Raw genomic sequence first — 22,495 nt, 5'->3', positions numbered from 1 at the left:
GGAAGCGGCGTCCTCACAACCAATAGTCGCCGGGACAGGCGACATGGCGACGGCGGTGCGCACCGCCGTCGTTGTTCCCCCAGGCGACGAAGGCCAGCGCCCGCCAATTGGTGCGGGCGGCGCCGACCAGCCCCGGCCGAACCCATGCCAGGGGCCAGTTCCCATCGAGAGATCGGCAGGCGCCCTTCCCAAGGATGGGAAGGGCGCCTGCTGATCAGTCGATCCGGAGGTCAGCGAGTCCGCAGTCGGCTGAGTCCGCGGTCAGTGGATCCGCGGCTTGCCGAGCCGCCGGGTCAGCGGCAGGTCAGCGGCCGGTGCCGCCGTAGACCGTGGCTTCCTCTTCGGTGTCCAGGTCGAACGCGGCGTGCACCGCGCGGACGGCGGTATCCAGCAGGTCGGCGTGCGTGACAATCGAGATGCGGATCTCCGAGGTGGAGATCATGTCCACGTTCACGCCGGCCTTGTGCAGGGCCTCGAAGAACTTGTAGGAGACGCCCGGGTTGGAGCGCATGCCCGCGCCGATCAGCGAGAGCTTGCCAACGTTCTCGTTGTAGAGGATGCCCTCGAAGCCCACAACATCCTGTGCCGCATTGAGCGCGTCCAGGGCTTCCTTGCCCTCCACCATGGGCAGCGTGAAGGAGATGTCCGTCTTCCCGGTGCCGCGGGTGGAGATGTTCTGCACGATCATGTCGATGTTCGAGTGCGCGCCGGCCACGATGCCGAAGATTTCCGCGGCCTTGCCGGGGATGTCCGGCACGCCCAGGATGGTGACCTTGGCTTCGGAGCGGTCGTGGGCAACGCCGGAGATGATGGGCTGTTCCAAGGGTTCTCCCTCTTGAATCTTGATCTTGTCGTCGGGGTTGGGCAGCACCCAGGTCCCTTCGTTGGTGCTGAAGGACGAGCGCACGTGCAGCTTCACGCCGAAGCGGCGGGCATACTCGACGCAGCGCAGGTGCAGGATCTTGGAGCCGGAGGCTGCCATCTCCAGCATCTCTTCGCTGGAGATGGTGTCGATCTTCTTGGCGCTGTGCACCACGCGCGGATCGGCGGTGTACACGCCGTCCACATCGGTGTAGATCTCGCAGACATCGGCGCCCAGGGCCGCCGCCAGTGCCACCGCGGTGGTGTCCGAGCCGCCGCGGCCCAGCGTGGTGATGTCGTTGCTCTCCCGGCTGATGCCCTGGAAGCCGGCCACAATGGCGATCTCGCCTCGTTCAATGGTGGTCAGCACCCGGTGCGGCGAGACGTCGATGATCCGCGCCTTGCCGTGGATGGCGTCGGTGACCATGCCGGCCTGGCTGCCGGTGAAGGACTGCGCGCGGGAGCCGAACTCCTGGATGGCCATGGCTAGCAGGGACATGGAGATGCGTTCGCCGGCGGAGAGCAGCATGTCCATTTCGCGCGCGCTGCTGTTGGAGGAGACCTGGTGGGCCAGGTCCAGCAGTTCGTCGGTGGTGTCCCCCATGGCGGACACGACGACCACCACTTGGTTGCCGGCAGCCTGGGTATCGACCACGCGTTGGGCCACGCGCTTAATACCCTCGGCGTCCGAGACTGAGGAACCGCCAAACTTCTGCACTATCAGGCTCATGTGGGCTCTAAACAACTCCTGGGTTGGGCCCGGACGTGCCGCTCGAGGCGGGCGGCCGGGCTTATGGAAGGCTGCCGCGGGTCCTGGCTGCGGACACGGCGCGGCAGGGCAATTCTAACGCCGCATCAGGGGCGGCAGAGAATGCGGCCGGTCAGTGTGACTGGCCTTGGTCATAACGACGCCGGTGCCTCACCGTAGTGCCGCACGGCGCCGGCGTCGCGCTGCCACCCCCGTCCGGAGGATCGAGTGTACGGATATGGCCCGCTTCCGGACGCCGGACGGGCCATATCCGTACACTCGTTTCGGCTAGCGGGTGGCTAGCGGGTGGCTAGCCGGCGGCTCAGCGGGTGCCGAGCTGGTCGTCACCGTTGCCGAGGACGGCGTGCAGGAACGCCTGTGTCCGTTCGTGCTGCGGGTTGGTGAACATGACCTCGGGCGTCGCCTCTTCAACAACCTTGCCGCCGTCGAACATCATCACCCGGTTGGAGACGTCGCGGGCGAACTGCATCTCATGCGTGACGATCAGCATGGTGATGTCGGTGGTGTCGGCGATGTGCCGCAGGATCCCCAGCACTTCGCCCACAATCTCCGGGTCCAGCGCGGAGGTGACCTCGTCCAGCAGCAGGATCTCCGGGTCCATCGCTAGCGCCCGAGCAATCGCCACCCGCTGCTGCTGGCCGCCGGAGAGCTCCAGCGGGTGGGCGTCCGCCTTATCCGGCAGCCCCACGCTCTCCAGCAGTTCCATGGCGCGGGCGGTCGCCTCTTCCTTGGACTGGCCCAGCACGTGCACCGGGGCTTCGATGATGTTCTCCAGCACGCTCATGTTGGGGAACAGGTTGAACTGCTGGAACACCATGCCGATCCGCTTGCGGATCTGCTTCTGTGCCTTTTCGCCCAGCTCCACCCGCTTGCCGCCGCGCTCCTCGTGGGTGAGCGGCTCGCCGTCGATGTAGATAAATCCGCCGCTGAGCTCCTCCAGCGTCATCACCAGGCGCAGGATGGTGGTTTTGCCGGAACCGCTGGGGCCGATCAGGGTCACGCGGTCACCCTTGGCGACTTCGAAGTTCAGGTCCTTCAGGACCACGTTGTCGCCGAACCGCTTCTCCACGTTCTCGAACTTGATGGCGGGAACGGTGGCTGCGGTGTCGGGGGCGGGCATGGTCTCGGGTTCAGTAGTTGTAGGCAAGGCGCTTTTCCAATCTGGAGATGAGCAGGGAGGTCGGGTAGCTGGCCAGCAGGAAGATCACGCCGGCCAGGGTGATGGCCTCCATATATCTGAAGTGGTTGCCACCGAAGGTCAGGCCAGCGCGGACCATTTCCACCACGCCGATGGTCAGCAGGAACGGTGTGTCCTTGAACATCGAGATGGCGTAGTTGCCCAACGCCGGAACGGTGGCACGCAGGGCCTGCGGGATGACCACGGCAATCCAGGTCCGCGACTTGGACATGGACAGTGCCTTGGTGGCCTCCCACTGGCCCTTGGGCACGGATTCGATGCCGGCCCGGTAGACCTCTGCCATGTAGGTGGAGTAGTGGATGCCGAAGACCGCGATGCCGATGATGATCGCGTCAACGCTCAGGAACGTCCAGTAGGCGAAGAGCAGCTGCACCACGATCGGCGTCATGCGGATGAAATCGCCGACGAAGTTGATGATCACCGCCACCGGTTTGGGCACGGACATCCGCAGGATGGCGATGACCAGGCCGAGCACGGCGGCAATGGCGGTACTGACAACCGTCACCAGCAGCGTCACCTTCAGGAACGCGAGCAACAGCTCCGGGAGGACGGCGTAGGCGGCGTCCCAATCCCATAATCCATTCATCAGCCCCTACCTCCTTCCGCCGCAACAGTGGTCTCCGGCGCCTTCAAGCTGAGGGTTTCGCGCAGCGAGTCGCCGCGGCCCAATTTGTGCTTCGCCTGGACCTCAAGGCCGTTCATCATCAGCGTCAGGATGTAGGCCAGCACAAAGTAGATGACCAGGCTGACGCCGTAGGCGAAGAAGGTATTAGTGTCCTGGCGCAATTGCTCGGTGTGATAGGTCAGGTCGGCCAGCGTAATGAAGCTGACGATGGCCGTGCCCTTGAGCATGTGGATCAGGTAGTTGGTCAACGACGGGATCATTAGGGCCCAGGCCTGCGGGAAGATGATCCGGCGCATCCGCTGCGCCTTGGACAGGCTCAGCGCCGTCGTCGCCTCCCACTGGCCGGTGGGCACGGAGTTGATGGAACCGCGCACCACTTCAGCGCAATAGGCGCCGTAGTTCAGCCCCAGCCCCAGGATGCCGCAGACCATGGCCGGAAGGTCCACGCCCAGCTGCGGCAGCACGAAGAAGAAGAAGAACAGCTGCACCACCAGCGAGGTGCCGCGGAAGAATTCGATGAAGACCCGGCAGATGCCCCGCAAGAAGACATTGTTCAGGCGGGCACCCAGTCCCAGGACCACCGCAATGACGATCGCCAGCAGGGCGCCGCCGAGGGTCAGGAGGAGGGTAATGCCCAAGCCTTCCCAGATCCTCGGCGCCGCCTCAGCCAGCGCTGCAAAATTTGCCTCCATGGGGATGGACTAGCCTGCCGTCCCGGCGCAGAGCTGCTCGGTGGTCAGATCCTTCGGCGGCAGGTTCTCCTCGGTGAAGCCGAATTCGCCGAGCACGTCCACGTAGGTTTCCGGACTCTCGGTGATCTTGCCGAGCTCCTGGTTGTAGGCGTCGATCAGCTCGGTGTCGCCCTTGCGGAATACGGTGCCGCCGGCGCCGATCTGCTCCTGGCCGTCGATGTTGGCCACAAAGGCATCGGTGACCTCGACGCCGGCGTCCGGGTTGTTGTCGGCCAGCCAGTTCAGCGAAATTGCGGTCATGGCGAAGGCGTCCGCGCGGCCGGCGGCCACGGTGTCCATGCCGTCCTGGGCGTTGCCCACCGACTGCACGTTGTCGATGCCGAGCTTGTCCGCGTAACCGGCCTCGATGCCGCCGGAGAGTACCGCCAGCTTCACGTCGTCGGCCTTCACCACGGAATCCATGTCGGTAAGGCCCTTGGGATTGCCCTCCTTGACCATCAGGGCGGTGGTGTACATGATCTCCGGATCGCTGAACGCGGCCTGTTCGCAGCGCTCGGGCAGGATCGACATGCCTGCGCTGACCAGGTCGAACCGTCCCGCGTTCAGCCCGGGAATCAGCGCGTCCCAGTCCACCAGCGCCACTTCGACGTTGTCCACGCCCAGGTTCTTGAAAATCTCCTCGTGCATGGCGATGGTGCCGCCGGTCGGTTCGCCGCCTTCCTGGAAGGAGTACGGGGCTTCACCGGCGATGCCGACGGTGACGGTGCCTTCATCCTTGATCTTGGCCAGGGTGTCGCCGGTGGCGGCGCCTTCGCCGCCCTCGGCGGAGTCGATTTGGCCGTCGCCACATCCTGCCAGCAGGAGCATGCCCAGAATGCTGGCGCCCGCCAAGGCTGTTCGAGACTTCGTCAGTCGCGCGTTCATCATTTCCTCTTTCGGTCGTGTAATGGGGCGAACCACCCAGCCCACGCCTCTGCGGCGCAACCCAGCCGACCCGACCCGAATTCGGTTGTGACTGTTGACAACGCTAATGAACTTCTGGTCAACATACAATCAGAGAGTCAGCGTGTATGTTTGTCGACAATCAGCAGGAAGCCGTGAAAACCCTGCGGACGACCGGGACCCTATGCCGCCGCCCACAGCTGATTACAATTTGGCTACGGGGTGGTTGAACGGCGGTCGCCCGCTGATAAACCAGGCGCCCGCCTGCATCCGAAGCGCCGGAAGAGTAAGGAACCAGATGCCGCAGAACTCCGCACCGGCCGGTGCGCCGGCCTTCCTGCGGGTGCACCGTCCGTCGACGGTGGACCTGATCGCCACCGAGCTGCGGAACGCCGTCTATTCAGGCGGACTACCCGTTGGTTCCCCGCTGCGCGAGGTGGAGATTTCCCGGCAGCTGGGCGTCAGCCGTAGCCCGCTGCGCGAGGCCGCCCAGCGGCTGGTGCAGGAAGGCCTGCTCACCGCCATACCCGGACAGGGTCTTCGCGTGGCGACGATCTCCGAGGACCGCCTTCCCGACTTGTTTGAAGCGCGCATCGCCATTGAAGCGCACGCCGCCCGGATCCTCATTCGAAACAACGACGCCGGTGCCCTCACCAAGGTGACTGCGGCCTTCGACCACTTGGTCGAGGCGGTCAAAGGAACGGATGCCCGGACCATCGGCGACGCGGATCTGGACTTTCATTTCGCCCTGGTCGAGGCCGCCGGCAACGGCAGGCTGACCCGTTACATGTCCACACTGGTGGTGGAAACGCGGCTGGCCAGCTTCAGCAGCAAGGACGGCTACGTGGTGCGCCGGGAAATCACGCCCTCCCACCGCGCCATCATGGCGGCGCTGAAATCCGGCGACGCCGATGCGGCCGTAGCGGCCATCGCAGAACACCTCACCGAAGCCACCGCCCGCATGACCGGTGAGCTGGCCGAGCAGGGCATCAAGGTAGAAACGGTCGCCGAAGTCCCCGAACCCGGTGCCGTCTACGAACTCGGCCCCATCGACCAAAACCCCTAACCCCCCCCGGTGGTCGACCAAAGGCGCTTGCGCCTGCGTGGAGACCGGGTGGACAACGACCCCGGTGGTCGACCAAAGGCGCTCGCGCCTGCGTGGAGACCAAGGGAAGACCAAGCGGGCACCTAACCGTCCCCTGACCGGCTTGCTACATTCACCCCATGGTGAATCTGCCCGACGAGCTCACACTGCCCGGAGTAGTACTTCGATACGCGGACAGGCCCGGTGATGGCCCTGCGGTGGTTTTCCTTCATGGTGCCGGTGCCGACCACGTCATGTTCGAGGCGCAGGCGGCCGCGCTCGCAGAGCGGGGACAGCGGGTGGTCTTGCTGGACCTTCGCGGACAGGGGCAGTCCCAGCCGAATACAGCGCCGCTCACCGCAGAGTTGTTCGTCCAAGACGTGGAAGCGCTCCTGACCACGCTGGGGCTGGATCGCCCCGTGCTCGCGGGCCACTCGCTCGGCGGCAACATCGCGCAGGCACTGGTTCGGCGGAATCCAGGAAAGTATGCGGGTCTCATCGTGATGGACTCCACGTGGAATGCCGGACCGCTCACTTCCGGCGAACGGTTCCTGCTGCGATTGGCCGCTCCCGCGCTGGCGCTCATTCCTGCTCGGCGTCTGCCGAAGCTCATGGCCAAGGCATCGACTGTTACAGACGCCGGAAGGGCCGACGCGGAACGCGCCTTCTCGCAGGTCAGCAAACGCGGGTTTATCGACGTGTGGCGGGCCACCGTGCAGTTCGTTGCCCCAGACCCCGGGTACCGAACGCCCGTTCCCCTGCTCCTAATCCGCGGCGCAGAAGACAAGACCGGCAACATCGCCACGGCAATGCCAGCTTGGGCAGCGGCCGAGAACGTGCCAGAACACGTGATCGGCGGTGCCGGTCATCTGGTCACTCAGGATGCGCCAACCGCCGTCACGGAGGCCATCATCAAGTTCTTGGCTGGTGAGACTGATTGATCTGCGGCACCGTAGCCGCTTAGTCGCCCACGGCCGGCGGGATCGGGTCAGAATGCGGCGCCACGGCCGTACCCGCCTGGGCGCCCAGACCGGCGGCTTAGGTCAGGATGCGGCGGCCTTCGAAGGCGCGGCCCAAGGTGACTTCGTCCGCGTACTCCAGATCTCCGCCGACCGGCAGGCCCGAGGCGAGCCGGCTGACCGGGATGCCGATCGCCTTGAGCATGCGCGCCAGGTAGGTGGCGGTCGCCTCGCCTTCCAGATTGGGATCGGTAGCGATAATGATTTCTTCGATCTGCTTGTCTGAGAGCCGGTTCAACAGCTCCTTGATCCGAAGCTGCTCCGGGCCCACACCGCCGATCGGATTGATCGCCCCGCCGAGCACGTGGTAGCGGCCCTTGAAGGAACGGGTCCGCTCAATCGCGATGACGTCCTTGGACTCTTCCACCACACAGATGGCCCTGGGGTCCCGGCGCGGATCGCGGCAGATGTTGCAGGTTTCCTGCTCGGAGACGTTCCCGCAGATGGAGCAGAACTTCACCCGTTCCTTGACGTTGGTCACGGCGTCAACGAGCCGCTTCATGTCGGCCGGATCGGCGTCCAAGATATGGAACGCGATGCGCTGGGCCGACTTCGGGCCGATTCCAGGCAAGCGGCCGAGCTCGTCGATCAGCTCCTGGACAGCACCTTCGTACACTGAACCTTCATTCTCCGCGTCCGGTCAGGAACCGTCGTGGCTACGTTCTTCAATCAGGCGTCCGCCGAGCAAACGTTCGATGGCTGCGCGGCCGACAAGCCCGGAGTCCTCGATGGACTCGTCGTCGTCGCTGGGGATGTCCTCGACGTATTTCAAGTTTAGGTTACTGCCCGACGGGGACGGCGTTGGGGCTGCCGCCGCCTGCGTCGCCTTCGCCTGGTCCAGCAGCTGCTGGTAGCGGCTGCGCTTCTGGCCGGGCACCTGCCGATCGGGCGTGGTTTCCCATTCTTCGGCAGGCGGCTCGTCGTTGGCGTAGGGGATGTCGTCGTAGGGCGAAGCCGGGACCGAGGGCGCCGGAGCGCTGGGGCCTGACGCCGGCGCGAACTGCGCGTTGGGCTGGGCAGCTCCGGGCCCGCTGGGAGCAGCAGCTTCCGCTCCCGCGGTCTGATGACCCGGGGCGGACTGCACGGCCACCGCTGCAGGGGCGCGGGAGACAGCGGACGCCGAGGACATCCGCTCGGCCAGCTGCGCGAAGACCGGCTTCTCGCCGGGCAGAGCCGGAGGCCGTTGCCCGTTGCCGGAGGCGCTGTTCGGTGAATCGGCCGACGGCGCAGAGGCCGCAGTGGCCCCGGACATGCCGCTGGGTGCTGACGCACCCGACGCCGCCGATGCGGCGGACCAACCGGAGGCCGCTGAGCTGCCGCTGTGGGCAGACATGGCCGTGGGCGCCGAATCGCCGCTGCCTGCGGACGGCGCAGTTGATGCTGAGATCCCGCTGGGAGCGGAATAACCAGCATCAGCCGGAGTGGGGGAGGCGGGCGATTCAGGTGAAGCGGCAGTTCCCGGCTCGGAAGCTCCGGCAGAGGACGACGGCGACTGCCACCCGCCAGCGACCGATGCGACTGGTGAAGGGGCAGGACTGGGGGCAGGCTGCGGGGCCCCCGGCGCCGGGGACATCGGCGCGACCGCGGGGGCGGGGTCTGATTCTGCCGACGCTGGCGCGCTTACCGTAGCGGTGTTGGCGGACCATCCACCGTCTGCCGGCTGCTGCCGGCTAGTTGGTACTTTTGGGCTGGACTCACCCGCTGTCACCGAAGCATCTTCCACGGTCAGGATCCGCAGATCCATGCCGAGGACCTGCTGGATGGCCTGCCGCAGATTCTCCGCGTGGTCACCGTTGCCGAAGTTTGTTGCAGAACCCTGGTTCTTGAAACCGAGCGTGAGCGCCGAGCCGTCGAGGCTGAGCGGCGACGCATTGGCGCTCACGTTCATCCAGGTCACCTTGCGGATGCCGCTGAGGGTGCTCAGGATCTCTGGCCAAGCTCGGCGGATCATCTCGATTTGGCCCGAGGCCTGCGGGGCAGCCTGGTCCTGCCGCGGGGCGGACGCCTGCGGTGCAGCTTGCTCCTGCCGCGACGGCTGCTGCGGTGCTGCGGCTGGTTCCGGACGGGACGGCTGCTGGGCGGCTGGTGCTGCCTGTGCCGGATGCTGCGGCGCGTCAGGATGACCCTGGGGCTGCCGCGGTGCCTGCCGCTGCTGGCCCGGCGTTTCGCCCTGCTGAGTTCCAGCCTGCTGGGTTCCAGCCTGCTGGGTTCCGACCTGCGGTGCCCCGGCCTGCTGGGCCGCGGACGGTGCAGCCGGGTTCGCCGATGCGGGCGCGGGGGTGGCGGGCTTCTCCGGCGCGGGGGCCGGTTCCGGCATAGCACCCCACGTGCCGCCCCAATCGGCCGCGGAAGCAGTTGAGGCGTTGGGGGCACTCGATTGTGGGCTGGCAGTGTCGGACGGTCGCTTCACCCCAGCGTCTCCCCGGCCCGCGTCGCGCGGGTTTCCGAAAACTGACGCCGGGACGGCGGGGCCGGCCTCGGCGCCCGCCGCGCCGCCGGACGGCGTGCCGGGTCCGGCGGGCGCGGCAGCAGCCGAAGCCGAAGACACCGGCGCCGAAGTATCCGCGCCAGCGGACGGCGCGGCGCCGGACGCGGCGGCTGAATCCGGGGATCCGAAGGTTCCCGAAGACGCAGGTGCGGTGTGGCTGGAAGCGGCGGGAGCTCCGCCGTCGTGCTGTGCGGCAGATTGCGCCGCCGGCTGGGTGGTGTTGGCGGAAGAGGCCGGAGCCTGCTGGTCCTCCCGCGGCCAATCGGCGGTGCTCACCCGCGGGGGAGTGATGCGCTCGGCGTCCGGGCGCGGAGATCCAGGCGTGGTTGAGGCGGGGACTGACGCCGGGGCCTGAGCGGGCTCCTGCGCCTGCGCCTGCGCCTTGTGGGCGTTGGCTCCGCGGAGTGCGGCGCGGGCAGCAGCCGGCCCGGAGAGCGCGGGTTCTGCGGCAGCGTGGGCGACCGGTGCCTGGCCCTGGTCGAGCGGGGCAGACACCGGGGCTCCGCCGTAGCTGAGCCGGCGTTCGATCCGGTCCACCCGGGCGGCGACGCCTTGCTCGCCCTGGTCGGCGGCGGGCAGCAGGATCCGCGCGCAGAGCAGTTCCAGATGCAGGCGCGGCGAGGTGGCACCGGTCATCTCGGTCAGCGCTTGGTTGGTGATGTCCGCGGCGCGGGAAAGCTCGGAGGCACCCATCTGGTTGGCCTGGGTCTGCATCCGGGCGATCTGGTCCTCCGGGACGCCGCGCAGGATGGCGTGGGCGCTCTCCGGCATGGCCCGGACAATGATCAGGTCTCGGAAGCGCTCCAGCAGGTCTTCGACGAAGCGGCGCGGGTCGTGACCGGTCTGCACCACGCGGTCCACCGCGCTGAACACCGTGGACGCGTCTGCCGCCGCGAAGGCGTCGACGACGTCGTCGAGCAGCGAAGCGTGGGTGTAGCCGAGTAGCGAGACGGCCAGTTCGTAGTCCAGCCCGGCAGGCCCGGCGCCGGCCATCAGCTGGTCCAGCACGGACAACGAGTCGCGGACCGAACCGCCGCCCGCCCGGATCACCAGCGAGAGCACGCCGGGCGCAACCGGCACGTTCTCCTGCTGGCAGAGCAGCTCCAGGTACTGCATCAGCGGCTCCGGCGGGACCAGCCGGAACGGGTAGTGGTGGGTGCGCGAGCGGATGGTGCCGATGACCTTGTCCGGCTCGGTGGTGGCGAAGATGAACTTGATGTGTTCCGGCGGCTCTTCGACGATTTTCAGCAGCGCGTTGAAGCCGGCGGGCGTGACCATATGGGCCTCGTCGATGATGAAGATCTTGTAGCGGTCGCGCACCGGGGCGAAGGTGGCCCGCTCGCGCAGGTCGCGGGCGTCGTCGACGCCGCCGTGCGACGCGGCGTCGATCTCGATGACGTCCAGGCTGCCGGGACCGCCGCGGCCCAGTTCAACGCAGGAGTCGCACGTACCGCACGGCGTGGGGGTGGGGCCTTCGGCGCAGTTCAGGCAGCGGGCCAAAATTCGGGCGGAGGTGGTCTTGCCGCAACCGCGCGGGCCGGAGAACAGGTAGGCGTGGTTGACGCGGTTCTTCTGCAGTGCCGCCATCAGCGGATGGGTGACGTGTTCCTGCCCGATAACGTCCGCGAAAGTGTCCGGGCGGTAGCGACGGTAAAGGGCTGTACTCACGATGAAACCCTATCGGTTGAAACTGGGCCCTCGCACGCCGGAGCGCCGGGGCTGGGGATAGGCAGCAGGCGGGGATAAGTAAAGACCCCTCATGCACCTGACAGAGCCCGCTTACCCTTGCTACCTTCCGGTCCTGGGGGAGTTCACAGGATGACACCGCATGAGGGGCCGACGAATAGTCTACCCGACTCCGGACGGCGTCCCGAAATCAACGGGAGCCGGGCCGGCGGCGTCCCACCAACGCAGCACCCGGGCGCAGCGGAGCGTGGCCCAGCGGCTGATGTCCTCGGGCGTCCAGCGGAACCACATCCGCCCCGGGTACGGCCGGTAGCCGCCCCAGTTGCCCGGTGTCCGCTGGTGGGAAGCGATCGACTGGACGGCCATCGACATCCGGTCATCCTGCGGGCAGCGTTCGGCGCGAAAATACTCCAGCCCGCGCAGAATGTCGAAGTGCCATTGCGGCGGGAACCGGAACTGGGCCAGCGTGGGATGGGCCACCGAACCGGTGCGGTGCGAACGGTAGAGCGAATGCATCAGCAGGAACTCCCGGCCCCGGGCCTCGGCTGCAGCCACCGGGAGCGGGCCGCCGCTGTGCCGGTAGGCGGCCAGCGCCTCCAGTGTGCTGATGGTGGTGTGGAAGGAGCCGTGCTTGTCCGGCGAAGTGTGGGGCTCGCAGTTCCAGCCGCCGTCGGCGAGTTCCTCCGCCAGCAGCCAATTCACGGCGTCGTCTATCCGTGAATCGCCGTCCAACCGCTGCCCCAGCTCGGAGCAGACCAGCACGGCCATCGCGGTGACGCAGTTCTCGGCCCGCTGCGGATGCCGCCCAAAGTCGATACCGCCGTCGAAGTATTCCGCCCCGTCCAGCAGCCGCAGACACCCGGAAACGGCCTGCGGGTGCCCGGGCTGCAGGCCCAGCCAGTGCAGCAACAGCAATGTGAACATGGTGGACGTCCACTTGGGGTTGTACAGGCCGCCGCCCCAACTGCCGTCCGGATCCTGGGCCTGGAGGAGCAGCGCACCCCAGCCGTTGCCCGGAATATCGGCCTGCGCCTTGGCCACCTCAGGCTCCGGCGCATCGCACAGATCGCGCAGGGTCTGGAACCGGATCGACGGGTCTCCGGCCAGCAGCCAGTCCACTATGCGCGCCGATGGGGCGCTGCCGTTAATGGACTCCGGAGCGGTAGCCACGACGCCTCATTCCCCTCGGATGAAGGCTTCCCCTGAGCCGTTCACCTTTTCTATGGCGACATTTTGCCACTGCCGGATTCAGGCTTCCAGAGCCGGCCGGCGGATACATCCGGCCGGAGCAGAATTCCTTTCGGCGACCCCGGCCGTGGCCGGTTTAGCGCCTGCAGGCGACCTGCTCCCTACCTGCCCGATTCGGCAGATCGGACGGGTTTCGGGTACTCTGGTATCTGCTCTTGTGAGCAAACATCTGGAGGATTCGCCTAGCGGCCTATGGCGCACGCCTGGAACGCGTGTTGGGTTCACGCCCTCGGGGGTTCAAATCCCCCATCCTCCGCCAAGAACAGCGGCCCCGATCTGCACTGCAGACCGGGGCCGCTGTTTCTCTTTAACGACGACGACGGCGCTCGCCTTATTCACGGCGCTGTGCTCGCCGCCCGCTGGAAAGCCGCGCAGTGGATGTTTGAATCAGCAATCACTTGCCATGGCGGAAAGAATCTAATATCTTTCCGGTATGGAAAGTGATTTTCAGGGGCGGTCGCGTCGCGAGGCCATAGAGGCATTAAACGAACTTTCGGCCGACCGGGATCGGCTTGCGGAGGTTATCCGCGTTCCTTGGCCGCTTCTCGCCGGATTCGGAGGCGTGGCGGCGTGGTGGGTCGGCTCGGCGGCAGGGACGTCGCCCGGTGAGGGATACGAACCGCCGACGATGGGTTGGATGGCACTGGCCGTAGCTCTCGTGGTCGTTTATCTGATCCACCGGGAAACCGGCGTCCGATTCCGGAGCATGGGGACGCGTGCCGGACTGGCTGTCGTCGGGATCGTGGTCACCTGCCTCGTGTTGTTCAGTGTTTCTCTCGGGCTGGTTTCCTTTGGCCTGCACTGGAGCGTCGCCCTTACTAGCGTCGTGGCGTTCGCCGTAACGACGTGGTTGGCCGGAGCGGCCTACCGTTCTGCGGTTGAGAACCTCCGTCGTGGATGAGGCGCGCTTCGACGAGATTATCCATGCGCCGCTGCGTCTGCGCATCTGCGGACTTCTCCGACCCGTCGACCGGCTCGATTTTGCCGTTCTCCGGGATGCGCTGGATGTTTCCGATGCCACGCTGTCCAAGCACGTGAAGACCTTGGTTGCGGCTGGCTATGTGGTCTCGGACAAGGCGGCGTCCGCGGACCGGCGTGATGCCCGTCGGGTGATGTGGCTGTCGCTCTCCCGAGCCGGACGTAAGGCATTCGACGCGCACGTCCGGGCCCTCCGGAAGATTGCCGGTGACGCGGCGACCTAATCGTTCAGCGCTCGCCTTAATCACGACGGCCGTGCTCGCCGCCGAAGGGCGCACCCGGCGGCTAGCTCCGTCTGCGGTGGCCCAGGTTCGGTGACAGCTGTCCACGTTCAGCGATAACTGTCCAAGTTTTGGAGACGCATCAGGCTCTGACCTGCGGGTTTGTTTCGGCGGTCGCCAAAACATGGACAGTTGCGGCCGGAGTGCCGAGCGCGAGGCGGCGATCTCTCGGCGCGGTCAGGCCTGCTGGCGGAGCCGTGCGAGTCGGCGGCGTGCGGCGGCTTCGCTCGGGCCGGTCTTGCTCAGGCCTAGCCGGACGACGCCGAGCACCAGCCAGGTGGCGGGCTTGATCAGGATCCGCAGCGGCAGCGGAGTGCTCGGCCGCAGCCCCAGCAGCCGGCGGTAATCCTCGGGCAGGGTTTCGACGGCGGCGGCGAACAGAATGCTGTAGCCCAGCCGTTGGGAGCGGGGCAACGGCGGGTGGCGGACGAACTCTACTGTTTCCTGCATGGCAGGCGAGGCGGTGAGCTCCGGGCGGTAGCTGTCCAGTTGGGTGCGCAGTTCCGCGAAGGTGAGGGGCGGATCGGTAACCTGCATCAGTTCGCCGGCCTTGGCCCATTCGGCCACATACTGGTCGGGCCCGCCGGGCAGCCGGCCGCCGTAAGCCTGGTGGGAGGTGACGAAGGCGTCGGTGAAGGTCAGGTGCACCCAGCGCAGCAGATGCGGGTCATTGGCGTAGTAGGCCTGCTGCTGGCCGGAAGCATCCGTGTAGGTGCCGCGGACGCGTTCGTGCAGGTTCAGCACCAGGTCGCAGGCAGATTTCGCCGCGGCGGTGTCGCCGTAGGTGACCGTGAAGATCCACCGGATGGTGTTGGCCAGCCGGGCCAGCGGTGCCTCGCGGTAGGCGGAGAAGTCATCGACGCCGGCCAGTGCCCCTGGGTGCAGCGTTTGCGTGAGTAGCGAGCGGATGCCCGCCACCAGGGTGGTCATCGAGCGGTGGACCGTCCAGACTGCGGAATCCGGCGCGAAGTAGCCCGCATCGTCGCCATACTCCAGCTCCAGTTCCCATTGGGGGACCGTTTTGCTCTGTCCGGCGAACGTGCCGCGCAATTCATCGCGCCAGCGGATCAAGATGTTGCCCACAGAGCCATTATGGGTGCGCGGGCGGCAGTTGGGTACGGGAGGGGTGGGGCTGCGCGGAGGGTCTCCACGGGTCTCCGCGCGCTCGCTGGCGCTCGCTTGGTCGACCACCGGGGGTGGGGCTCCGGGTCTCCACGCAGGCGCGAGCGCCTGTCGACCACCGGGAGGGGCGGGTCTCCGCGCAGGCGCGAGCGCCTTTGGTCGACCACCGGGGAGGTGGTCGACCAAAGGGGCCAGGCTACTTCTTGGCGAGGAGTTCGGGGTAGTACTTCTCGGTGACGTCCGGGTGGGCGCGGAGGCGGCCCTTGAGCATGTTGGCGCCGAAGCTGGAGAGCATCGGGTTGGTCGGGTCGTCGGTGCGTCCGCGGGACTCGGCCTTGAGCTCGTCCGGCAGCGGCACCGGATCGATCACGGCGTCCAGGCGCGGCGACCAGAAGAACGGCACCGAGTAGCGGTCCACGCCGGGCGGCGGTGCCTGCACGCGGTGAATGGTGGCGGTGATGTAGCCGTCGGTGGCCACTTCAAGCATTTCGCCCAGGTTCACTACCAAGGCGCCCTCGATCGGCTCCACGGGCAGCCATTCCTCGGACTCCGGCGGCCGGACCTCCAGACCGCCCACCATGTCCTGCAGCAGCAGGGTGACGAAACCGTAGTCGGCGTGGATGCCCACGCCCTGGTCGCCGGCTTCCTCCACGACGCCGCCCACGTAGTGCACCAGCTTGCCCATCCAGTGCGGGGTGTCCGCGAACGGCTCGTCGAAGTAGTCCGCCGGCAGGCCCAGTCCGACGCCGATGGCGGCCAGCAGGTCGTGGCCCACCGAGGACATGAGCTCGGCCCAGGCCATGGCCTTCTCGCGCAGGTCCGGCTGCACAGCGTCCGGCCACTGGTTCGGGCCGCGCAGCAGCCAGTACTTCTGGTCCTCGGAGTAGTCGGTGACCGGCTCGCTCTCCGGCGAGTAGTCCAGCTGCTCGCGGGCATCGGCCCGGCCCTGGGTCCGCTCGGTGCCCATCCGGGTGTAGCCGCGGAAGTGCGGGGAATTCCGGTTGTCCAGCTTGAGCCGCTCGTCCAGCGGCAGCTCGAAGAAGCGCTTGATCGCATCGAAGAGCCCCGCCACCTGGCCGTCGGCAGCGCCGTAGCCGATGATCTGGAAGAAACCGACGCGGTGCGCGGCGTCGCGCAGTTGGTCGATGAAGTCCGGATTGAAGCTGCCGTCCGCCAGCCGGGCGGTGCTCATGTCGAGGACAGGAATGGATCCCTGAAAAGCGTTCATGCTGGCAGGCTAGCACCGGGTCCGCTGTCAATTATTACGGACGTTACGATTTACTGCGCCGGCAAAGTTTTGCTTGACGCACGCGGGAATCAGGCGTCAAATACGCCCCCGGTTACGCCGTGTTACAGCGTCTGCGCGATCGCCGCCCAGGTCCGCAGGAACGCCGCGCCGGCCTCCTCGTGCACGGCCTTCGGGAAGCCCAGATGCGCCGCGGTCAGCACCGGATACGGCTTTTCCGGCACTCCCTCCGCCGGCCGCACATCCACATGCAGCACGGCATGGCCGTGGTGGTGCAGCAGGTCGGACATGGCATAGTCCGTGCGCGAATCGCCCATCGTCCGCCAGGCGTGCGGCACCACGCCGTCGGCGGCCAGCATCTCCAGCGCCCGCTGCGCGCCCAGGTCCTTGCCCAGCTGCACCGATTCGATGTCCGTGGCGATGATGTTCGGATCCACCCGGTAGTCAATCCGGTCGTCGCTGTCCGGCAGGTGCTGGTCAAGCCGGGTGGCACCCATGTCGAACCGGCCCATCAGAGCCAGGACCTCGGCGTCGAACTTCTCCTGCACCCGGCGGTACTCCCGGTTCTCCGTGCCCACCACCTGTTCCACGGACACCATGGCCTTCTTGGTTTCGTCGAAGAACATCAGGCTGGAGTAGCCGGAGCTGACCAGCTTGCGCACTTCGGCGGCGAACTCCTGCGGCGGGGCCAGCGAGTGGTCCACATGGATGGTTCCGGGGCCGTCCGCGGTGAAGCTGAACCAGACGGCGCCCTTCTCGCAGACCGCGTAGCAGCGCACCCCTGCGGGCATTCCGGCGGCGAGCATCGGCTCCATCACCTGTTCGCGGATGAAGTGGTCCGAGCGCCCGGTATTGAATACGATCGGCCAGCCGCGCTTGGCCATCACCAGCAGCGAATGAATGATCTCGGGCGGAACCGTGCGGGTCACCGGGGAGGAGACCGGGCCGTCGACGTCCAGCAGCAGCCCGATGGGTGGCTGCTCGGGGCGGGCGGGGGCACCGGCAGTGAGGGTCATGATCCCAGTATGGCCGCGTGCCAAGGCGGTGTGAAACCCCTCAGGTTTTTCCCAAGTCCGGACGGAAACGATGGGGTCCTTATATCCATTGGGGAGTGGAAGCGGTACCGCAATGACAACGCTAATTGGGGATAGCGCGGTCGCATCGGAGCCGGAGGGCAGCGCGAGCCTGCCGTCCGGTCTCTCGCGCCGTGTCTTCGGAGTCTTGGTCGGAGCCGGCGTGGCCGGCGTGGTGGGCGGCGCAGGTCTGCTCACGGCCAGCCATCAACGGGCAGGCGGCATGGCGCTGGGAGGCGTGCAAACGTCCTTCGGCACGGTGCGGCTGGTGTCCGCGGAGCGCCAGCATCGGTTGGCGTACGACGGCGGTGTTCCCGCCACGGGCGCGGAATCCTCCGCTGCGGCGGGGCCGGCAGCGGCAGGCTCAGGCGGGGTAGCGGGGTCGGGCGGGGGCGCGCCAGCAGGCAGCGCCGGGCACGCGGGCCATGGCACCATCGTGGCGACGGCACCTCAGCCGGCGAACATGACATGGGGCGACCACCTGCTGCTGGAGCTGGAGGTGCAGAACGCTTCGGACGGTCCCGTGCTGTTCGCCCCCGGACAGCTGCGGCTGAAGGTCGGCGACGGCGGGCCGACGGTGACCAACCGGGACTCCGGGGAGGCTGTGTCGCTGGCACCCGGGAGCGCCGAGCGCTTCTGGATCAGTTTCCTGGTGCCGGCGGACGCGCAGAGCTTCTCCGCGGAGTTCACCGATCCGTGGCTGCACTCCGCGCCGCTGCAGCTCCAAGTGCCCCGGGTGGCGCTGAGACCCGGCTGGCTGGACGAAGGCGGCCATCATGACTGAACAGATCCCGGAGCCGGACTACGGCGCCACGGGTAGCGCTGCCTCGGAGCTGGCCGCTTCTGATCTGGCCGCCACTGATCTGGCCACTGCGGCGACGGCCGATGTTGCCGGTGCGGAGGCCGGGCGGGCGAACGGCGCCGCGGAGACAGCCAGCGTGGGGCGCTGGCACTTCCTCAAGTACGGGGCCGCCGCCGGGCTCGGCGCGCTGGCCTTGGGCGGACTGGGCGGCGCGGCACCGGCCCAGGCGACGGCGGCTGGGCTGAGGAGCCCCGCCCGGTCCGCCCCTTCCACGGTCCGGACGCCGGGCATAACACCGGCCGGCGGCACCCAGGCCCGGCCCGCCCCGGCCGGAGGCGCCCATGCCGGCGCCGCCACCGGGACCCGGCCCTCCGCCGTCGTGCCCATGCCGGGCGTGCTGGACCTGTACATCAACGAGGGCTACCTGAAGATGGTGGACGACTCGCTGGTCTACCACCGCGGTTTCGGCGACCGGCCCACCGGCTTGCGCGACGCGTCGCCCAGCCTGGCGGTTGTGCCCAAGGTGTTCACCGCGGACGGCCGGCTGGAGGAGTCGCGGACCTATCCGCTCGGCGCCGCGCTGCCGCCCCGCGGCACGCCGCTGCCGTACGGCCCGGACCCGGCGAACCCCGGGCAATACTTCATCCGGCGCAACCACTGGGCCAGCTACTTCCCGGCGCGCACCATCATCGCCGAGGCCGGCTCGACGCTGCGCTTCCGGGTGCACAACCGGCTGGCCAAGGAGCACGAGTTCGTCCTGCACGACGTCGGACCCAACCACGCGGACGCCGGTACCGGTCCGATCGCGCCCGGGGAGAGCGCCCTGCTGGAGCTGCCCTGCCCGCCGGCCGGCACGTACATCTACACCGATCCGACCAACGCGCCGGTTGAGCGGACGCTCGGGCTGTTCGGTGCGCTGGTGGTGATGGACCCGGTGCACCAGTGGGACATCACGCCCGGCAAGGCCAGCTTCGAACGGCAGTGGGTGTGGATGTGCCATGCAGTGGAGTCGAACTGGGCGGCGATCGAGGCCGCCGGGGGCACCGTTGACCCGCTGCAGACCAAAGCGGTGCCGCGGTACTTCACGCTCAACGGACGCAGCGGCTACGAGTCGCTGGCTATGACCCGTAACGAGGCGCTGAACCTGGCCAGCGAAGAGGAAACCCTGGTCTCCGGGTATCCGCGGCAGCTTGATGTGCGCCAGTTCGGCGAAGGCAGCACAGCCGGCACCCTGCGCGGCGGCCAGCTGGTCCGGCTGATCAACCCCGGGATTGTCTACCACCAGATCCACTTCCACGGGAACCACCTCTGGACGGTGCGGCGGAACAACTACCACTGGCCGCGGAGCGACGGGTATGTGGACCAGCAGGGCCACGTGGTGCTGCAGCAGTGGGAGGACGTGGTGGAACTGGAGCCGATGGACCGCAAGGACTGCATCATCCCGGTCAAGCGGCCGCCGGATTCCCTTGAACAGGTCTGGAACGCCCGGACCACCGACTGGGAGTACCCGATGCACTGCCACGCCGAACCCTCGCAAACCGCCGCCGGCGGCATGTATCCGGGCGGCTTGGTGGCGCACTGGAACCTGAAGGCACCGATTCCCGGGGAGGGAGCATGAGCAACGTGACCGTGCCGCTGCGGCGGGACTCGGACGATCGGAAGTCCACGAAGCAGGCCGAGCGCGAGGCGGAGCAGGCCCGCAAACGCGCGGCCGAGGAGCGCAAGCGCCAGGAAGCCGAACGGAAGCGCGACGAGGCTGCCCGCAAGCGCGAGGAGGACCGAAAGAAGCGTGAAGCCGAGGCCCGCAAGAAAAAGGACGACGACGATCGGAAGCGCCGGGGCAAACCGACCACAGCTCCGACGCCGAAACCGACAACTGCGCCGACGCCGCGGCCTACGTCCCAGCCGACCCCGCAGCCAACGGCCTCGGCCACCGCCGGCCCCACGCAGCAGCCGACGCAGCAGCCCACGGAGGCACCGACGTCGTCACCCACGGGGGAACCAACCGCGGGACCAACGGGCGGGCCCAGCCAGGAGCCGACGTCCGGTCCGACCCAGCAACCGAGCCAGCAGCCGACACAGCAGCCGACGCAGGGCCCGCGGCCGGACGACGACGAGATCCCGCGTCACAGCTTCCGCAGCCAGGTGGACTTCAGCTCCGACCAGTTGGACCTGGACCGCCCGGTGACCGAGTTCCGGCAGACGCCGCATTCGTCCGTGTACCTGGAGGTCTTCAACCGGGACCTGCGCTTCGACGACGGCGCGACGTTCGAAATGTGGAGCTTCGATTCGCCGCAGTCGGGCCGCGGTTTTCCGGGTCCGCTGATCCGCCCGCTGGAAGGGGAGATCTTCCACGCCACCGTGCATCCCTCGATGGGGCCGCACACCATCCACTGGCACGGGCTGGAGCCGGACCCGCGCAACGACGGCGTGGGGCACACCTCGTTCGAGATCGGCGGCACCTACACCTACCAGTGGGCGCCGGAACCGGGCCGTCCGGGGGATCCCAACTATGGCGCGGCCGGGACCTACTTCTACCACTGCCACGTCAACACCGTGCTGCATGCGCAGATGGGCATGTTCGGCCCGGTGATCGTGGACCCGGTGGTCCATCCGGACTATCCGGTGACGCCGGGTGCACGCCGGGCATTCGTCGACGGGCCGGAGTACGACATCGACACCGAGTCGATACTGATCCCGTACTCACTGGATCCGCGCTGGCATGAAATGCACCATGCGGCCGGGCTCTCCGGCGAAGACGTGGGGCTGAACCGGTTTGAGCCCAAGCACTTCTACCTGATGGGCGGCGAACTGATCCGCAGGCGCTCGGGCGACAACCGGGTGTGGAGCCTGTCGGCGCTGCGGGCCAACGTCGCCGGAGGCGTGAAGAAGCCCACGCTGCTGCGCATCCTGAACGCCAACTACCTTCCCAACCACATGCACTTTACGACGGCGGAGGGGGAACCCGTGCGGATGGCGGAGTTGATCGCCCATGACGGCCGGCCGTTCCGCGACACGTCGGTGCCGGGTGCGCCGGCGCCTACCTGCCGGGAGGCCGGATACCCGTTGCTGACCAGTGTGCTGGCCTTCGGCGCCGCCGAGCGGTACGACGTGATCCTGCATCCGCCGGAGCCAGGGCGGTACCGGCTGCGGGTGGAATGGGAGGACTGGATCACCGGCGAGATCCTGGGAGTCCGCGAGGTGCCGATCACCGCCGCCTGATAGGGGCGGGCCGGGTGTGGGCGGGGTGCGGAGCCGGCGCCGGTCGGCGACCCGGAGCGTAACCATTTGGCCACGGTCGGCTGCTCCCAGCGGTTTGCGTTTCATTCGGCGCCGGAGTTCCTTAGGCTGGGTCCGTGATCTTCAAAGCCGTCGGCGACCATCGTCCCTATCCCGAACATGGCCACGTCAGCCCCAAGGATTGGGCCGGGGTGCCGCCGCGCCAGGTGCGCCTCGACGAGCTGATCACCACCAAGTCCACCCTGGATCTGGACGCCCTGCTGGCCGAGGACTCCACATTCTTCGGCGACCTGTTCCCGCACGTGGTGCAGTGGAAGGGCAACCTGTATCTGGAAGACGGACTGCACCGCGCGGTCCGCACGGCGCTCCATCAGAGGGCCGTTTTGCACGCCCGGGTCCTGGTGGTCGATGACTGATACCAGCGTCCCGCCGCCACCCAAACGCCAGCCCCAGCAGCCCTTGGACTGGCAGGGCCGCCGTGTGATTACCGAGGACGACCTGGATGTCGCCTTCGAAGACGACGGCAACGTGGAGAAGCCGCACATTTATCACCGCCGGATTTTGCACGGTGTGGTGCTGGTGCTGCTGGTGGGGCTGGTTATCGCCGCAGTGCTGACCGCCATGGCCGTGGCCCGCGGAGACTTGAAGATTCCCGGCTGGGGCCCGCCGCCACCGCCCGTGCCCATCACCTGCCCAGCCGGCACCTACGACTACCCGGATAACGGTTCCTTCCGGCTCAACGTCTACAACGGCACGCAGTTGGAAGGTCTGGGCAGCAAGGTGGCCTCCCAACTGGCCGATCGCGGCTACGACATCGGTTCGGTGGGCAACAAGACCTTGAGCTTCTACGGCATGAGCGCCGTGGTGGTCTCCGGCAAGGCGGGGGAGGCCAACGCCTTCAACCTGCAGCGGAACATCCCGGACACCGAGTACGTGGCGGACAACCGCGCCGACGACAGCGTGGACGTGGTGGTGGGCGCCGGTTACAAAGAGCTGGTCGCCGTCAACAAGGTTGATCAAACACCCGGACTGCTCAGCTGTCCGCGGCTTTCGCCCAAACCCACCGAACCGGCCGGGTAGCGCCCAGGATCGGGTGGGTAGCTGCCCGGCTCAACCGGGCGCCTGACCCAGGTACCGGCCT

20 protein-coding genes, 1 tRNA gene and 1 other RNA gene are annotated in these 22,495 nt (G+C 67.5%); 10 read left to right on the top strand and 12 right to left on the bottom strand.

Annotated features, from left to right (window positions below; genetic code table 11):
- Positions 1-304: 304 nt before the first annotated feature.
- From ACMX2H_RS01785 to ehuB, 5 genes are all read right to left on the bottom strand, one after another.
- The gene (locus tag ACMX2H_RS01785; RefSeq protein ID WP_414958690.1) at positions 305-1,591 is read right to left on the bottom strand and encodes an aspartate kinase; all 1,287 of its coding nucleotides are present in this window, start codon (positions 1,589-1,591) and stop codon (positions 305-307) included.
- A 340-nt stretch (positions 1,592-1,931) separates the two neighbouring features.
- A complete protein-coding gene (gene ehuA / locus ACMX2H_RS01780) occupies positions 1,932-2,750 on the bottom strand; it encodes an ectoine/hydroxyectoine ABC transporter ATP-binding protein EhuA (RefSeq protein WP_414958744.1) in 819 nt (272 codons plus the stop codon).
- A gap of 10 nt (positions 2,751-2,760) precedes the next feature.
- The gene (gene ehuD, locus ACMX2H_RS01775; RefSeq protein WP_414958689.1) at positions 2,761-3,414 is read right to left on the bottom strand and encodes an ectoine/hydroxyectoine ABC transporter permease subunit EhuD; all 654 of its coding nucleotides are present in this window, start codon (positions 3,412-3,414) and stop codon (positions 2,761-2,763) included.
- Positions 3,414-4,145: an ectoine/hydroxyectoine ABC transporter permease subunit EhuC gene (ehuC, locus tag ACMX2H_RS01770; RefSeq protein WP_414958688.1), complete on the bottom strand. Its 732-nt coding sequence runs from the start codon at positions 4,143-4,145 to the stop codon at positions 3,414-3,416. Before ehuC ends, ehuD begins: the two co-directional genes overlap by 1 nt.
- Before the next feature lie 9 nt (positions 4,146-4,154).
- Positions 4,155-5,069 carry an ectoine/hydroxyectoine ABC transporter substrate-binding protein EhuB gene (gene ehuB / locus ACMX2H_RS01765; RefSeq protein WP_414958687.1) on the bottom strand — a complete coding sequence of 305 codons (915 nt, stop codon included), beginning with the start codon at positions 5,067-5,069 and terminating at the stop codon, positions 4,155-4,157.
- Positions 5,070-5,385: 316 nt separating this feature from the next.
- Here ehuB and ACMX2H_RS01760 point away from each other — a divergent pair, with 316 nt between their 5' ends.
- Positions 5,386-6,153, top strand: coding sequence for a GntR family transcriptional regulator (locus ACMX2H_RS01760; protein ID WP_414958686.1), 768 nt, complete (start codon positions 5,386-5,388; stop codon positions 6,151-6,153).
- Between the two features lie 158 nt (positions 6,154-6,311).
- The gene (locus tag ACMX2H_RS01755; RefSeq protein ID WP_414958685.1) at positions 6,312-7,112 is read left to right on the top strand and encodes an alpha/beta fold hydrolase; all 801 of its coding nucleotides are present in this window, start codon (positions 6,312-6,314) and stop codon (positions 7,110-7,112) included.
- Positions 7,113-7,209: 97 nt separating this feature from the next.
- Here ACMX2H_RS01755 and recR read toward each other — a convergent pair whose 3' ends face one another.
- The 4 genes from recR to ACMX2H_RS01735 form a co-directional block, all read right to left on the bottom strand.
- Complete coding sequence (gene recR, locus ACMX2H_RS01750) at positions 7,210-7,806, bottom strand: recombination mediator RecR (RefSeq protein ID WP_414958684.1); 597 nt, start codon at positions 7,804-7,806, stop codon at positions 7,210-7,212.
- A 24-nt stretch (positions 7,807-7,830) separates the two neighbouring features.
- A complete protein-coding gene (locus tag ACMX2H_RS01745; protein WP_414958683.1) occupies positions 7,831-11,346 on the bottom strand; it encodes a DNA polymerase III subunit gamma and tau in 3,516 nt (1,171 codons plus the stop codon).
- Positions 11,347-11,423: 77 nt separating this feature from the next.
- Positions 11,424-11,519, bottom strand: an RNA gene (gene ffs, locus ACMX2H_RS01740) — signal recognition particle sRNA small type.
- Positions 11,520-11,526: 7 nt separating this feature from the next.
- Positions 11,527-12,534: a prenyltransferase/squalene oxidase repeat-containing protein gene (locus ACMX2H_RS01735; RefSeq protein ID WP_414958682.1), complete on the bottom strand. Its 1,008-nt coding sequence runs from the start codon at positions 12,532-12,534 to the stop codon at positions 11,527-11,529.
- Positions 12,535-12,783: 249 nt separating this feature from the next.
- Here ACMX2H_RS01735 and ACMX2H_RS01730 point away from each other — a divergent pair.
- The 3 genes from ACMX2H_RS01730 to ACMX2H_RS01720 all read left to right on the top strand — a co-directional run bounded on the left by ACMX2H_RS01730 (position 12,784) and on the right by ACMX2H_RS01720 (position 13,814).
- Positions 12,784-12,871 (top strand) — tRNA-Ser (locus tag ACMX2H_RS01730).
- A 378-nt stretch (positions 12,872-13,249) separates the two neighbouring features.
- Entirely contained in the window at positions 13,250-13,513 is a 264-nt protein-coding gene (locus tag ACMX2H_RS01725) for a hypothetical protein (RefSeq protein WP_414958681.1), read from the top strand.
- The gene (locus tag ACMX2H_RS01720; protein WP_414958680.1) at positions 13,491-13,814 is read left to right on the top strand and encodes a transcriptional regulator; all 324 of its coding nucleotides are present in this window, start codon (positions 13,491-13,493) and stop codon (positions 13,812-13,814) included. Before ACMX2H_RS01725 ends, ACMX2H_RS01720 begins: the two co-directional genes overlap by 23 nt.
- Positions 13,815-14,048: 234 nt before the next feature.
- Here the strand turns inward: ACMX2H_RS01720 and ACMX2H_RS01715 are convergent, their stop codons facing one another.
- From ACMX2H_RS01715 to ACMX2H_RS01705, 3 genes are all read right to left on the bottom strand, one after another.
- On the bottom strand, positions 14,049-14,954 hold the full coding sequence (locus ACMX2H_RS01715; RefSeq protein ID WP_414958679.1) for an oxygenase MpaB family protein: 906 nt from the start codon (positions 14,952-14,954) through the stop codon (positions 14,049-14,051).
- A 235-nt stretch (positions 14,955-15,189) separates the two neighbouring features.
- The gene (locus tag ACMX2H_RS01710; RefSeq protein ID WP_414958678.1) at positions 15,190-16,221 is read right to left on the bottom strand and encodes an isopenicillin N synthase family dioxygenase; all 1,032 of its coding nucleotides are present in this window, start codon (positions 16,219-16,221) and stop codon (positions 15,190-15,192) included.
- Between the two features lie 122 nt (positions 16,222-16,343).
- Positions 16,344-17,255, bottom strand: coding sequence for a Cof-type HAD-IIB family hydrolase (locus ACMX2H_RS01705; protein ID WP_414958677.1), 912 nt, complete (start codon positions 17,253-17,255; stop codon positions 16,344-16,346).
- A gap of 112 nt (positions 17,256-17,367) precedes the next feature.
- Between ACMX2H_RS01705 and ACMX2H_RS01700 the strand changes: the two genes are divergently transcribed.
- The 5 genes from ACMX2H_RS01700 to ACMX2H_RS01680 all read left to right on the top strand — a co-directional run bounded on the left by ACMX2H_RS01700 (position 17,368) and on the right by ACMX2H_RS01680 (position 22,434).
- Entirely contained in the window at positions 17,368-18,096 is a 729-nt protein-coding gene (locus tag ACMX2H_RS01700; RefSeq protein ID WP_414958676.1) for a DUF4352 domain-containing protein, read from the top strand.
- The gene (locus ACMX2H_RS01695) at positions 18,089-19,732 is read left to right on the top strand and encodes a multicopper oxidase domain-containing protein (RefSeq protein WP_414958675.1); all 1,644 of its coding nucleotides are present in this window, start codon (positions 18,089-18,091) and stop codon (positions 19,730-19,732) included. Before ACMX2H_RS01700 ends, ACMX2H_RS01695 begins: the two co-directional genes overlap by 8 nt.
- Positions 19,729-21,336, top strand: a complete 1,608-nt coding sequence (locus ACMX2H_RS01690) for a multicopper oxidase domain-containing protein (RefSeq protein ID WP_414958674.1) — start codon at positions 19,729-19,731, stop codon at positions 21,334-21,336. The genes ACMX2H_RS01695 and ACMX2H_RS01690 overlap by 4 nt, the downstream gene beginning before the upstream one ends.
- A 134-nt stretch (positions 21,337-21,470) precedes the next feature.
- Complete coding sequence (locus tag ACMX2H_RS01685; RefSeq protein ID WP_127514137.1) at positions 21,471-21,770, top strand: type II toxin-antitoxin system VapB family antitoxin; 300 nt, start codon at positions 21,471-21,473, stop codon at positions 21,768-21,770.
- Complete coding sequence (locus tag ACMX2H_RS01680; RefSeq protein WP_414958673.1) at positions 21,763-22,434, top strand: LytR C-terminal domain-containing protein; 672 nt, start codon at positions 21,763-21,765, stop codon at positions 22,432-22,434. Before ACMX2H_RS01685 ends, ACMX2H_RS01680 begins: the two co-directional genes overlap by 8 nt.
- The last annotated feature ends 61 nt before the right edge of the window (positions 22,435-22,495 follow it).

The organism is Arthrobacter sulfonylureivorans (genome assembly GCF_047607445.1).
Taxonomy (GTDB): domain Bacteria; phylum Actinomycetota; class Actinomycetes; order Actinomycetales; family Micrococcaceae; genus Crystallibacter; species Crystallibacter sulfonylureivorans_A.
This window is presented reverse-complemented; position numbering and strand designations above follow the sequence as displayed.